This is a genomic window from Amycolatopsis sp. cmx-11-32, from assembly GCF_047608695.1.
Lineage (GTDB): Bacteria > Actinomycetota > Actinomycetes > Mycobacteriales > Pseudonocardiaceae > Amycolatopsis.
In genome coordinates, this window is the sequence record NZ_JADNQN010000005.1 from 338,538 (window position 1) to 351,764 (window position 13,227).

At 67.7% G+C, this 13,227-nt stretch carries 11 protein-coding genes; 6 read left to right on the plus strand and 5 right to left on the minus strand.

All coding sequences use genetic code 11. The features are described from left to right. Positions 1 to 90: 90 nt before the first annotated feature. Both ACM6LR_RS17765 and ACM6LR_RS17770 read right to left on the minus strand, forming a co-directional pair. Positions 91 to 1,266: an SDR family NAD(P)-dependent oxidoreductase gene (locus ACM6LR_RS17765; RefSeq protein WP_414938284.1), complete on the minus strand. Its 1,176-nt coding sequence runs from the start codon at positions 1,264 to 1,266 to the stop codon at positions 91 to 93. After that, entirely contained in the window at positions 1,266 to 2,555 is a 1,290-nt protein-coding gene (locus tag ACM6LR_RS17770; protein WP_414944130.1) for an ABC1 kinase family protein, read from the minus strand. The genes ACM6LR_RS17765 and ACM6LR_RS17770 overlap by 1 nt, the downstream gene beginning before the upstream one ends. A gap of 235 nt (positions 2,556 to 2,790) precedes the next feature. On the opposite strand from ACM6LR_RS17770, the gene ACM6LR_RS17775 reads away from it, so the two are divergent. The 5 genes from ACM6LR_RS17775 to ACM6LR_RS17795 all read left to right on the plus strand — a co-directional run bounded on the left by ACM6LR_RS17775 (position 2,791) and on the right by ACM6LR_RS17795 (position 9,746). Continuing rightward, positions 2,791 to 4,110: a HEAT repeat domain-containing protein gene (locus ACM6LR_RS17775; RefSeq protein ID WP_414944131.1), complete on the plus strand. Its 1,320-nt coding sequence runs from the start codon at positions 2,791 to 2,793 to the stop codon at positions 4,108 to 4,110. Positions 4,111 to 4,147: 37 nt separating this feature from the next. Continuing rightward, positions 4,148 to 4,798, plus strand: a complete 651-nt coding sequence (locus ACM6LR_RS17780; RefSeq protein ID WP_414938287.1) for a DUF6073 family protein — start codon at positions 4,148 to 4,150, stop codon at positions 4,796 to 4,798. Positions 4,799 to 4,891: 93 nt separating this feature from the next. After that, complete coding sequence (locus tag ACM6LR_RS17785) at positions 4,892 to 6,193, plus strand: cytochrome P450 (protein ID WP_414944132.1); 1,302 nt, start codon at positions 4,892 to 4,894, stop codon at positions 6,191 to 6,193. Between the two features lie 81 nt (positions 6,194 to 6,274). Then, entirely contained in the window at positions 6,275 to 8,392 is a 2,118-nt protein-coding gene (locus tag ACM6LR_RS17790; RefSeq protein WP_414944133.1) for an SRPBCC domain-containing protein, read from the plus strand. A gap of 109 nt (positions 8,393 to 8,501) precedes the next feature. After that, entirely contained in the window at positions 8,502 to 9,746 is a 1,245-nt protein-coding gene (locus tag ACM6LR_RS17795; RefSeq protein WP_414938290.1) for an ABC1 kinase family protein, read from the plus strand. A 383-nt stretch (positions 9,747 to 10,129) separates the two neighbouring features. On the opposite strand, the gene ACM6LR_RS17800 is transcribed toward ACM6LR_RS17795, so the two are convergent. Next, positions 10,130 to 10,606 carry a DUF2000 domain-containing protein gene (locus ACM6LR_RS17800; protein ID WP_414944134.1) on the minus strand — a complete coding sequence of 159 codons (477 nt, stop codon included), beginning with the start codon at positions 10,604 to 10,606 and terminating at the stop codon, positions 10,130 to 10,132. Between the two features lie 103 nt (positions 10,607 to 10,709). Between ACM6LR_RS17800 and ACM6LR_RS17805 the strand changes: the two genes are divergently transcribed. After that, a complete protein-coding gene (locus ACM6LR_RS17805) occupies positions 10,710 to 11,177 on the plus strand; it encodes an Lrp/AsnC family transcriptional regulator (RefSeq protein ID WP_414937464.1) in 468 nt (155 codons plus the stop codon). A gap of 3 nt (positions 11,178 to 11,180) precedes the next feature. Here ACM6LR_RS17805 and ACM6LR_RS17810 read toward each other — a convergent pair whose 3' ends face one another. Both ACM6LR_RS17810 and ACM6LR_RS17815 read right to left on the minus strand, forming a co-directional pair. Further along, the gene (locus tag ACM6LR_RS17810; protein WP_414937463.1) at positions 11,181 to 11,738 is read right to left on the minus strand and encodes a sugar O-acetyltransferase; all 558 of its coding nucleotides are present in this window, start codon (positions 11,736 to 11,738) and stop codon (positions 11,181 to 11,183) included. A 254-nt stretch (positions 11,739 to 11,992) separates the two neighbouring features. After that, positions 11,993 to 13,072 carry a DUF1996 domain-containing protein gene (locus tag ACM6LR_RS17815; RefSeq protein ID WP_414944135.1) on the minus strand — a complete coding sequence of 360 codons (1,080 nt, stop codon included), beginning with the start codon at positions 13,070 to 13,072 and terminating at the stop codon, positions 11,993 to 11,995. Between the last annotated feature and the right edge of the window lie 155 nt (positions 13,073 to 13,227).

Sequence of the window (13,227 nt, forward strand, 5' to 3'; positions counted from 1 at the left end):
CAAGGAGGCATTCACGGTCGAGTGGAGGCGTGCACGGGGGTGGTCGCACGCCACGTTCGCTCTCTCTCAAGTAGCCCGGAGCAAGTGTTTTCAGCCGCCACGAAGGAGGACGGGTGCGGCTTCGGCGGGGCCCGGTGGCCAGCCGAACAAGCGAACGAGGGCGTGCATGCCCGCGCGTAGTGGCAACGGCGTCATGCCCATGCGCCGGGCCTGCCGGATCGCGCCCGCCTGCTGTGCCATTCCCGCCCCGCTCCACAGCGACCACTGGGCCGCCACGGTCGAACATCGGGGGAGTCCTGCCGCGGCTCTGATGGTGGATCTGCGCAGAAGTTCGTTGGCCAGCCCGTAACAGCCGAGGCTGCGGTGTGGTTCCTCGGCGGTGATGGAGCCGAAGGTGATCAGCTGCCGTAGTTCGGCCGGGTCGATCGCGGCGAGTACGGCTTCGAGACCGGCTACCTTCACCCGCTGCGCGCGGACGAGCGCCGTGGTGGTCGTGGTCGCGACCGGGCCACCGGTGAGCAGCCCGGCGCAGTGCACCACCGCGCCGACCGGGGGAGCGTCCACTGTGGACAGAAGGCGTGCGATCCCGTGACGGTCGGTGACGTCCGCGGTGAGCACGGTCGCGCGCAGTCCGGACAGGTGCCTCGCGGAGGACTGGGGCAGCTGCGCCGGTTCGAGGACGTCGATCAGGATCGGATGCAGTCCGTACACTTTGGACAGTACTGCGGCCGCGCGCAGCCCCAGGCCGCCGAGGCCGCCGGTGACCACGACCGAGCGATCCGTCCGGGCTCTTCCCTCGAAGACAGGAGGCAGCTCGGCAGGGCGCCAGTCGGTGGTGGTGATCCGGCCGGCGTCGTCCACCTGCGCAGGCGAAGGGAACGCGCCTTCGGAGTTGAGCAGCGACACCACGACCCGGATCGCCCGCGCGGACGGCTCGGCGGAAAGCTCCGCACATCGCACGTCGAGCGCGGGATCTTCCTTGGCCGCCGCTCGCAGCAGGCTGGCGCCACCCGCGCCGAGGTGCACCAGCGCCAGCCTGCCGCCGTCACGTCGGGCCGCGGCGATCCCGTCGAGCAGTCTCGCGTTGTCCTCCCAGCCGAACTCCGCGCCGAGAAGGATCGCCGTGCCACCGGCGGAACCGGGTGGCGCCGACCGGGCGCGGAGTTCGGCCGCGACCGGGTGCGTGTCCGGCCCGATGAGGTGCCAGCAGCGGCGCCGGAACTCGCCTGGCGGCACCGGGATCCGCCGCGAGAGGAAGGCGGGCATCAGGTGCGCAACGCGGTGAGCAGGGTCGGGATCGCCTCCGCCTGGAAATCGACGTCCACATCGAACTCGTTGATCATCCCCTCCAGCACGAGCAGCGAGACCAGCGGGAACACGAACTCGGGCGCGGCGGCGACACTGGATCGCCGCTGCAGGTCGAACAGCCTGGTCGCGAACGGCGCCAGCCGGAACTGGCCGGCGGTCCGCCGGTGCGCGGCGGTGACCAGCTCCACGATCCCGGCGCGGAAGCCTTCGAGGTCCGCGTCCGGCGGCACGTACTCGCTGCTCTGGAGCACGACCTCGGCGCATTCCTCGCCCCGGCCCATCGACATGTTCAAAAAGAATTCGGCGAACTGCCGCTTCACCACCGGGTCCAGCCGCACCACGAACCCGGCGTCCAGCAGGACGACCTCGGAATCCGTTGTCAGGTAGAGGTTTCCCGGGTGCATGTCGCAATGCACCAGCCCGTCGAGGAAGAGCATCTGGTACACGCCGTGCAGAACCTTGCGGACCAGCGTGCGCCGTTCTTCCCTGGTGAGTTCGCCGGGGCCGAACCGGCCGAGCCCTTCGAGATACTCCATCACCAGCACGCCTTCGCCGCAGGCTTCCGGGAGCGGCTCCGGGATCCTGAAGTACTCCAGCCCGGCGAGGTTGGCCCGCAGGGAGGTCAGCGCGGCCGCCTCGGCGTCGAGGTCGAGCTGACGCAGCACCGCGAAGCCGACCTGGTCGACCATCCGCCTGGCGGGTACCTCACGCATTCCGGGCACCCGTTGGATCGCACTGGCGCCCTTGCCCAGCAAGGCGAAATCGGCGTGCATGCGCTCGCGGATCCGTGGCCTGCGCACCTTCACCGCCACCTCGCGGCCGTCGTGCAATCGCGCGTGGTACACGCACGCGATGCTGCCGCTCGCCGCCGGCGTCCAGTCGATTTCCTTGAACGGCCAAGTTCTTTCCCGGTACGCGTGCGCGCACACCTCCTCCGCCTGCGCGCGGGTCATCGGGTCGACGCGGTCGTGCAGGCGGCCGAGCGCCGCGCACAGCTGTGGCGGCAGCAGGTCCTGGCGGGTCCCGAGGAGCTGGCCGCCCTTGACGAACGTCGGCCCCAGATCGACGAGCATGGTGGTGAGCCTGTCCCGCTCCGGTTGCGGACCGTTCCGGTTCAGCCTACGGCGCAAGGACTCCGCCGCGCCGACGGTGCCGTGCCGCGCGGCGGTGCCCGCCCAAGTGCCTGCCCGGCCCAGCATTCTGCCCCAGCCCACCGTCGTGGGGCCGGTCAACGGAAGTGTGCCCACTGATCGCCCCCATCGGGCCGAAGGGATGGCAAGGAAGCTCTACGCGCATGAAGTGTTCCCGTAATGGTGTGCGGCGGGCCGCCGTGGGGGCGACCGCCGTCCGAGTGACGAACCTCCTTGACAGCAGGGGGAACTTGCGCGAACACGGACAGCGGCAACCTGCGAGAAGGTGCGGCACGGTACGGACGCCTAACTTTGCTGGTACCGATCCATGGAGACGGGAAGGATTGCCGCGATGGCTATCGATCTTTGCAACAAGTCCCCGGACTTGGTAACGGAGCGCGGCCCCGGTTCGTGGGCCGAGGCCGTCCCGTCCGAGCCCGCCCTGCTGGACGATCTGGGCACGGAACAGCGAGACGCGCTCAACTTCGCGTACCGGACCACGTTGAGCAACGTCGATCCTCGTTTCGTCGCGGGGGATCCGGCCGCGTGGGCCAGTGACTTCGGGTACGCGCTCGACCGGGTCGCCATCCGGCTGGACAACCGCAGCAACGGGGAACTGCGCGAGCAGGCCCTGCGGCATCCGGACCCGGTGATGCGCGAACAGGCGCTCTACGAGTACGCCGACCGCGACCACGCCGACGCGATCGAACTGCTGGAGGAGGCCGCCCGCCACGACACCAACCGCGAGCTGCGCTGGGATGCGTTGTGGGCCATCGAAAAGCTCGGTGGCGCCACCGCGGTAACCACCCTGCAGAAGTTCCTCACCGACGATGATCCCGAGATCGCCGAGTGGGCCAAACTGTTCATCTCCGAGCTGCAGACCGGGGATCCGGCGTTCGACGGCAGGCCCGGCCTCTACACCCCTGGCCGCACCTTCGACGAGACGATCTACCTGCTCATCCACTGCGACCTCTACGTCCGGCTGGACGAGAGCAACACGCACTGGGGCAAGATCTCCTTGGCACCACAGGGACTCGCCCGCATTTACGGCCAGGCGCACGCCTGCCCGAACGTGAGCACCCGCGAACGTCAGCTGGTGATCGCGAAGACGATCTCCGGACTACACAAGGACGGTTCGCCGCACTGCGACAACTACCTGTTCCGCGGGTTCACCGACCGCACCAGGCGCGACCGCGGCAACTTCTTCTTCGAGTCGCTCGTGCCGAGGACCTTCTTCAAGTCGGGCCGCGCGGACGACCCGAGCCAGGGCGTGCGGCAGGCCAACATCGGCTTCGCGCGGTACGGCACCTGGCACCTCGAGCCGAAGTTCCAGGTGCGCGAGGAGGCCGCGATCCGGTACGTGCGCGGTCGTTTCCAGGGCTGGGGCCACGTGAACCTGGCCAGGATCGCGGGCAGGCCGCTGGAAGAGGTGCTCACCCCCGGCAACGGCGTGCTGTCCACCCTGCACGATCCCGAGGTCGGCCCGATGACCAACGCGTTCATCCTCGGCACGTTCAAGGGCAAGCTGAACGACTGGGACGGCGACGGCGTGATCGACCTGAACTCCCGCGACGTGTACTCGACCGCGGAGGGCGAGATCGACTCGGACCAGGACGGGATCCCGGACAAGGCGGGGCAGACCTGCTGCGACTACACCAACCTGCTGCCCTGACGGGCTTTCCGACTCCGTTCAACTCTGAGAGGCAATGATGGCTACACCCACGAAGCCGTCCGTGATCTATGGCCGTCCGGTCACGACCGAAGGCGTACCCAATGTGTATGCCGGTGCGAAGGTGGTTCCTTGGACCGCCCCCGACCCCGGTATCGACAACCTCGGCATCAACTCCATCGACACCTTCGCGGTGCCCGGTGTCGGGGAGTACACCGTTCCCTTCGACGGCTGGGTGCGGGTCGTCCGCTCCGAGCCGACCTCGCGGGAGTGGTCCAAGGCCGAGGTGTACACGAACCTGATCGAGATGAAGATGGTCGGCGAGTGCGAGGAGCTCGGCCGGATCACCGTCACGTTGAACCCGGACTGCCTGTCCACCGGGCAGATCCGCACCCCGTTCGACCCCTACGCCGGCGAAGGACCGTCGGCGAAGGCGTGCCGGATGGCGGTCGGCGCGATCTTCGACATGCCCAAGCTGGGGATGAAGCTGGTCAACAAGGAGCCGATCATCCTCACCATCGACGACGTGCGGCAGATCCCGCCCGCAGGCGCGCCGGGCAAGGGCCAGATCTACCGGATGCTGCCCCTGCACGACAGCAGGCATCTCGACCAGCAGCCGGTGGCCTACGTGACCAGCCTGCGCTTCAACATGGGCGGGTACCTCTCGCCGGAGGAGCTGGCGGCCAAGTAGCGGCGTCCCATCAAGGGTCCGGTCAGGGGTGTTCCCGCCTCGGTTTCGTGGCGGGAACACCCCGGTTCCGGGTTTCGTGAGGCAGGAGACGGTATGGGTGCGCCGGCCACCGGACGGCGGAGTACACCGCCGATGGTCAAGGGGCTGCCGCTGCTGGGCAGCCTGATCGAATGGCGACGGGACCACTTCGCCGTGTTCATGCGCGCGTACGAGCGTTATGGCCCGGTGTTCGGCATCCAGCTCGGCCCGCAGAAGGGCGTCGTGCTGATCGGGCCCGAGTACCACGACTTCTATTTCAAGGAGGTCGACCGGACGCTGTCGGTGCCCGATCTCTACAAGTTCGTGGTGCCGATGTTCGGCGACGTCATGCTGGCCGCACAGGACTTCGAGCGCAGGCGCAGGCACGTTTCGCTGCTGCAGTCGGCGTTCCAGGGCGGCAGGCTCACGCACTACACCGGGGTGATGGCCGAGGAGGTCGAGACCTGGCTGGACGGGCTCGGCGAGCACGGCGAGTTCGATCTCTGGGACACCTTCGAACCGCTGGTGATGCGGATCGCGGCGAGCACGCTGATGGGGCCGGAGATTCGCGCGCGCGTCGACGAGTTCCGGCCGCTGCTGGTGGATCTGGCCAGGGGCATGGAGTTCATCCTGCCGCCGAACCTGCCGCTGCCCAAGTTCTTCCGCCGCGATCGCGCCCGCAGGCTGCTCACCGAAATGCTCCGCCCGGTGCTCGCGACGCGACGGCGTGACCCCGGCGGGCACACCGACTTCCTTCAAACCCTCGTCGACGACGGCGATCTGCGCGCCGAGGGCGACGAGGTGCAGATCGGCATGGCGCTGTGCACCATCTTCACCGGCTACATCACCACGGCCGCGCAGGCCGCGTGGACCTTGGTGCAGCTGCTGCGGAACCCCGGCTATCTCGGCACCGTGGTGCGCGAACTGGACGAGGGTGTCGCCCGCGTGCCGAGGCTCGACTGGGCGTTCAAGGAGTCGCTGCGGTTGCGGCCGGTGATGGGCCACTACGCCAGGATGACCGCGATCGAGTACGAAGTGGACGGTTATCGCGTTCCGAAGGGCTGGATGACCATGCTGTGCCCCGGCGTCGCGCACCGGCTGCCCGAGATCTTCGATGAGCCCGACCGATATGACCCGGAGCGGTTCGCACCCGATCGGGCCGAGGACAAACGCCGTCCGCACGCGCTGATCGGGTTCAGCGGCGGCTTCTATCGCTGTCCCGGCCAGGCTTTCGGCACCGCGGAGGTGACCACGATCCTCGGCGCGCTGCTGTCCCGGTACGAACTCACGCCGCTGGACGCGGACCCGCCGTCGGACTTCGATCTCGGTGTGACCCGGCCCGGCTCGCCTTGTGCGATCAGGTATCGGCGGAGGTAAGCGCAATACCGGAGAAGTAGCCGGTTCACCGGTCGCCCTAGCGTGTTGGGAACAAAGGGAAATCGGCCGAAGGGGCAGGCGATGGCAGCGCGTCCAGCCGGAGGGTTCGCCGGCATCCCGGCCGCACCCGGGTTCGATCTGACCGCGACCGCGAGTGCGTTCACCCCGCTCGGCGGGGTCTCCTTCCCGGTGGCGCAGGACCGGTGGGAGAGGCTCGTCACGATGGGCCAGATCCCGGCCACCGCCGACGTCGTGTGGGACGCGTTGACCGACCCACAGCATCTGCGTGAATGGCTCGCTGTCGCGCACGGCGGGTGGGCGAGCGCCGGTACCGAGTCCACATTGGACTTCGAAGACGGCGAGTTCTTCTACTGTTCCACCACGCGCGCGGTCGCGCCGACGTCGTCGAGGCCAGGGACCCTCGAGTACCTGTGGCGCTGGGTCGGAGTGGGCCCGGCGACGTCGGTCACCTGGACCCTCACCCCCGGCGCCGACGGAACCACGGTGACGGTGGTGGAAGAAGCGACCAACCCGCCTTCGGACTGGCGGTCCTGGAACGGCATGGGCTGGCCCGGCATCGTGGACCAGCTCGCCGGCTATCTGCGCACCGGGACGAACACCCGGTGGCCGTGGCGCCGGATGGGGCCGTACCTGCAGATTCCGCTACCCGCCATGCCGTTCCAGGCGTGGGAGGCGCTGACCAGCCCCGGTGCGGTGAAGCACTGGATGCAGCGGACCTCCGGCTCCCTCGACGTCGACGACCCGATGACGCTGATGATGGGGGACGCCAGCGGTACGGTGGAACTGCGGGTGACGAAGACGGTGGACACCGCACAGGAATTCCCCTCCTACATGCCCTATGTCGAGTTCGAGCTGCGGCGGCCGTCGTGGCGGTCGGCGCTCGGTGGCCGGATGTGGATCGAACCGACCGGCCTCGGACAGAGCCTGCTCCAGGTGTTCCACTTCGACTGGGAACGCCTGGACATCCAGGACCCGGTGACCGAACGGAAGCTGCTCACCGGGTTCTGGATCAACGCGGCCGCCAGGGCGCAGATGCTGTTCGCCCCGCAGGGGCCGCCCGCCGGACCGCACGGCTGGTCCTCCGGCGGAGGCGGCGCGAACGGGCAGGCCGCCACCGCCGAGCTGGACTTCCCCGCCGCCATGGGTTTCGCGGAGAAGGTGATGGGGGACCTCGGCGGCGCGATGGCCTCGGTGCTGGCGGCGCTGGGCGTCCGGCTCGGTCTGTTCGGCGCACTCGCCGGCGGTCCGGCGACGGCGAAAGAACTCGCCGGGCGGACCGACCTGGCCGAGCGATACGTGCGGGAGTGGCTGTGGGGCCTGCACAGCGCCGGGTACCTGGACTTCGACTCCGGCAGCGAGCGGTTCACACTGCCTCCCGAGCGAGCCGCCGTGCTCGCCGACGAACGGTCACCGCTGTGCCTCGCGCCGGCGTACGGTCTCGTGCCGCCGCTGGCCGGAATGCTCGACGAAGTCGCCGAGGCGTTCCGGACCGGGCAGGGCATACCGCACGAGCAGTACCCGGACGGCCTCTACCAGGCGATGGAACAGATGAGTGCGAGCTGGCTCGACACCATGCTGGTCGAGCACTGGCTACCGGCTGTCCCCGGGCTCACCGAGGCACTGGAGCGGGGCGGCAAGGCGGCCGACGTGGGCAGCGGCAGCGGGCGTGCCGTGCTCGCCATGGCCCAGCGGTTCCCCGACAGCGAGTTCACCGGGTACGACCTCCACCAGCCCAATGTGGACAGAGCGGCCGCGGCCGCGGAGGAGGCCGGTCTGAACGGGCGGGCGCGGTTCGAGGCCACCGACGCGACGTCCGGGATGGCCGGACCGCTGGACCTGGTCACGATGTTCGACGTCCTGCACGACGCGCCCGACCCGCCCGCGCTGCTGGCGGCCGCGCACCGCGCGCTCGAACCGTCGGGGGGTGTGCTGCTGGTGCTGGAGAGCAACGCGGCCGCCGACGCGCAGGACAACCGCGGCGCACCCGGAACCATCCTGTACGCCACCAGCACGCTCTACTGTGTGCCGTCCGCGCTGGCCGACGGCGGGCCCGCGTTGGGCACCCTCGGCCTGCCGTTCGCGGAGCTGGCCGAACTGGCGGTTCGGGCCGGGTTCACCAGCACCGAGGAGATCCCGCTGCAGAGCCCGATGAACGCGTTGTACCTGCTTCGTCCCTGAACACGCGAGTTCGCCTTCCAAGCACGCGTGATCGCCTTTCAAACACGCGAGATCGCCGCAGCGAACCCGAACGTCAAGCAAGCAAGCTCACGCGACACGAGGAGACGCAGTGCCCGACACCTCTGTTTCCCGCTGGAGGCTGTTCACCAGGTTCGTCACCATCGTCGCCGTGCTGCTCGGGTCCGGCCTCACTGTGCTGCTCCTGATGCTGGGCGGGCTCGTGACGGGCGGCCCGAAGCGAGCGAAACGAGTGGCCTACCGGGGCTTCGTGCGGACGCTGCAGATACTCGGGCCGACCTTCGTGAAGTTCGGGCAGACCTCCAGTACCCGCCGCGACACCATGCCTGCCGCGCTCTGCGACGAGCTGAGCACCCTGCACGACGCCGTGCGGCCGATGTCCCGGCGCAAGGCGGCCCGTGCCCTGCGGGAGGCGGACATCGAGGGTCTGGAAGTGGCGCCGGATCCCAGCGCCAGCGGGAGCATCGCCTGCGTGTACCGGGGCGAGCTGCGCGACGGACGGGTGGTCGCGGTGAAGCTCAAGCGCCCCGGTATCGAGGGCCGCATGCGCGCGGACCTGGCACTGACCAGGTCGATGGTGCGCCGGATGGAGAAGATGCCGAAGATGCGCGGGATGCCGATGGCGGACCTCGTCGGGTACATCAGCACCGCCATCCTCGGCCAGCTCGACTTCGCCCGCGAGGCCCGCAACATCGCCCGGCTACGGCAGTGCCTGTCCGAGATCCCGCAGATCCGGGTACCCGCGGTGTACCCCGAACTGTCCACAGCGGACTGTCTGCTGTTCGAGTACCTGCCACAACTGGACACCGCGACGCCGGAAGCACTGCCGACCGACGTCCGCGCCGCACTCGCGAAGCGGACCCTCGAAGCGGCCAACCGGATGATGTTCGCCGAGGGGTTCGTGCATTGCGACCTGCATCCCGGCAACGTCTATCTCACTCGTGACCAGCGCGTGGTGATCCTCGACGCCGGATACTGCGTGCAATTGCCGGAGCGGGTGCGGGAATTGATCGGCGAGTTCTTCGCTTGCCTCGCCCTTGGCGACGGTGAGCGTTGCGGCGAGATCGTGCTGGAAAGCGCGGTCGATCCGGGCGACGTGGATCGTGCGACGTTCGTCGCGGAGATGGCGGTGATCGTGGCCGAGCACGCGGGACCGGACGCGGAGTTCGACATGAAGGTGTTCGGGGACAAAGTTTTCCAGCTGCAGCAGAAGTACGGGATCTACGCCGCGTCGGACTTCGCCTTTCCGCTGATGTCACTGACGGTGCTGGACGGGACCATCCGGCGACTTTCGGAGGAAGCGGACTTCCAGCAGGTCGGTGTCGCCCGCGGCTGAAAGCTCAAGGAAGGGGACATCGAACGGTTCCTGTCGGTCTCGCGAACCCCGGTAGTCACAGCGATGCCGGGTGAAGGTCCCTTCAGGCGATTCTGCCGAGAAAATTCGGCCTTTGCACCTTGCCCAGTACATGAAGGTCCCCTTCCTGTCCTAGGCGCTAGGAAGGGGGCCATCATGTACTACAGGCGACTGTGAGTGGCGGTGAGGGCTACCTCCGCCGCCATCTTTGCTCGTACGTGTGCCGGTCCAGCGTGTCGCGAAAGCCACTTTCGCGACGTCTGACGTCCCGAAAGTGGCTTTCGCGACACGGCACCCGGAACCCGGCAGGGTCTTAGGACACCCTTGGCCCTAACCGTCCTCACCGCTCACGACCACCGCCCCACTCAGGCCATCAGCGGAAGCTTCCCGACCAGCTTGTCGATCCGGTTCCGCGGCCCGACTATGCCGACGGCGCAGTAGTCCATCTCCTCGGTCGGGATCTCCTTCATCGTCGCGAGGAACTCGGCGTAGACCCGGATCTGCTGGGCGACCGCGGGCATGTCGGCGACGTGGCAGCCGGGTGAGGCCGCGGCCTTGGCGCGGATGGCCCGCAGCTTCTCGGGGTCGGCCGACAGGATCGAGCATCCGGTCCACGGCAGGCCCGTGTACCGCTCGCCGTCGGCGTCGAACGCTTTCTCGCCCAGGAGGCCGCGCACGCCGGTCGCGGTGGCCACAGCGGTGCAGACGGCCGCGTTGACCGCGCGCCCCGGCGGCAGCTCAGTGTTGACCACGATGACCCATTTCAACCTGGCCGATCGGGTGGACGCGGTGGGATCGATCTCCTCGGGGGTGAACCCGAAGGCCGTATCGTGCTCGGACATTCAGCTGGTCTCCTGCTCACATCAACGGATGAACAAGGCAAAGCTAAATCTGCATACGGGTACAGTCCATCAAGTTCGTACTTAATACGGCAGGAGACTCGACATGGCACGGCTGGACGAACTTGATCAGGCGATCCTGGCGCAATTGCAGTCGGACGCACGGAAGACCAACCGTGAAGTGGCCGCCGCGGTGGGCGTTTCGCCGACCACGGCACTCGACCGCACCCGCGGCCTGCGTGAGCGCGGCGTGATCCGCGGCGCGCTGCTGGACGTGGACCTGCCGTCGATCGGCCGCGGGGTACAGGCGCTCATCGCGATCCGGGTGCGCCCGCCGTCGCGGAGGAACATCGAGAACTTCCGGAACTTCGTCAACGCGCTGCCCGATATCGTCGGCCTCTACGTGACCACCGGGACCGAGGACTTCATCCTGCACGTGGCCGTCCCCGACAACGAGAGCCTCTACGCCTTCGTGATCGACAAGCTGACCGAACGGCCGGAAGTGGCCGACGTGCGGACCTCCATGGTCTTCGAGCACATCCGGCGCACGCGGATCACACCGGTGACCAGGTGAGTCTCAGAGCTCCCGGATGACGCGAGCCGGGTTACCCGCGGCGAACACCTTCGACGGCAGGTCCCGCGTGACGACACTGCCCGCGCCCACCACGACGTCGTCCCCGATGGTCACTCCGGCGCACACGATGACACCGCCACCGAACCAGACGTTGTTCCCGATGGTGATCGGCGCGGCCGATTCCCAGCGCTGCCGCCGCGACTCGTGGTCCTCCATCGGATGCAGGGCGGTGAGCAGCTGGCAACGCGGGCCGATCGAGCAGTCCGAGCCGATCTTGATCGGGGCGCAGTCGAGCAGGATGGCGTCGTAGTTGAGGAAGCTGTTGGCGCCGATCTCGATCAGATAGCCGTAGTCGCACTGGAACCGCGGCATGATCCAGGAACCTTCACCGAGTTTTCCCAGCAGTTCACGGAGAATCGTGTCCCGCTCACCGGTCTCCTCGGCGCCCGTGCCGTTGAACCGGTCGACGAGACCCTGTGCGCGTTCGCGGTCCGCGACCAGTTCGGGGTCGTTGTCCCGGTACAGCTCACCGCGCAGCATGCGGTCCTTCTGCTCACCCATGCCGCCAACCTACCGAAAAGAGCCTCGGCGGCGAGCCTCCCTTCGGGGAAGCCGCCGTCAGGGCGGGGTAAACGCTTGCGGAGCGTTCTTCAGTTGTGTCGATCGCTTTTCCGAGTAGGGCCGGCCCGGCGGGTGGGTGAGGTGTAGGGGGGACCCGCCGGGCCGGAGTATTTCCTCCTGTTCGCCGGTTCTCGCTTCCGTTGAACCGCCTCGGCCATCGCAGTGGGCCGAGGACGACTAAGACCCTCAGCGTTTCATTCGCGACATTTACGTCCCTCATTGACGCAGTCGACGAGGCGATCCATGATCTGGTTCGACATCACGTTCGCGAAATCGTCGTGGTCGGAGAAGGGGTTGTGGTCCTCCTCGGGGAACGAGTCCACTTTGTACCGACCATTGGCCTGGACGTCCCGGGGGATCCGGTAGGTCAGCGAGATGGTGAGCTCGGGAACGGCCGTCAGCCCGTTGGCGCACTCGCCGTTCCCGTCGGGATATTTGATGTGGTCCCGATGATTCTCGCTGTCGATGTTGTTTCCGGCGAGGCAGCTCGGGAAGGTGTGCACCCGCTTGACGTCACTGCCCCCTGGGCAGATCGGGTACTGCTTGATCACCCGGTTTTCGAAGCCGGTGCAGGTCCAGCTTTCCCGCGCGTTGGCGGGCCCGTTCGCGGTGACCTTCGCGTCACCGTAAAGGATCCGGAGGAACTTCGGCATTTCCTTCACCTTCTCCTTGGCATTGCCCTTGAAGGTGATGTCGACGACCGCGGGCCGCTGGATCTCGCCGTCGTTGCCGGCGAGTTCGTTGTCCGCGTTCGGCTCGTCCAGCTGCGCCTGGTTCTGGTTGTTCCGACTACCCTGGTTCCGGCCCTGCTGGTCTTCACCCTCCTCCTCGGTGTCGATCCGCACCACCGGCCAGAAGTACGCCGACTCGTCCCCGTTCTCGCAGGTGGTCCCGGCACCCAACAGGCTGTCGTTGTTCGAATCCGCGTTCGTGGAAAGGTTTCCGACGTAGTCGTGCAGATGCTGGGCGCCATTGCGGATACCCGGTTGCGCGATGAAGTTGTCGGGGTTGAAGTGCCCGTTCTCGTTCTTGCCGCAGTCGACGGTGAACGAGCCCGTGGACGCGTTCTCACCCGGCTCCGGTTTGTCGACGTTCGGCCGGACCTTGGCGATGTCCACGAACTGCGACTTGTCCGCCTCGTCCGCGGCGGCCTTGCCGGAGTCGCCGGTCGTGGTGGACACCACCAGTCCACCGACCGCGATCGACAGGCCCAGCAACGCGGTCGCGATCTTGGTCCTGCGGACGATACGATGGCGCCCTTGATTTCCTGCCATTGACTTGCTCACCTCATTCGTTTCCGGGCACCCGAAACAATCAGTCGCACCCAGGCATGAGCGACGCATTCGCCGAATTAGCGGCGAACCTTCCGTTCGCCCGCCGAGGGAGATCCGGCTAAGGAGAGATACGGTCCCGGCCGGAAGCCGGTTCA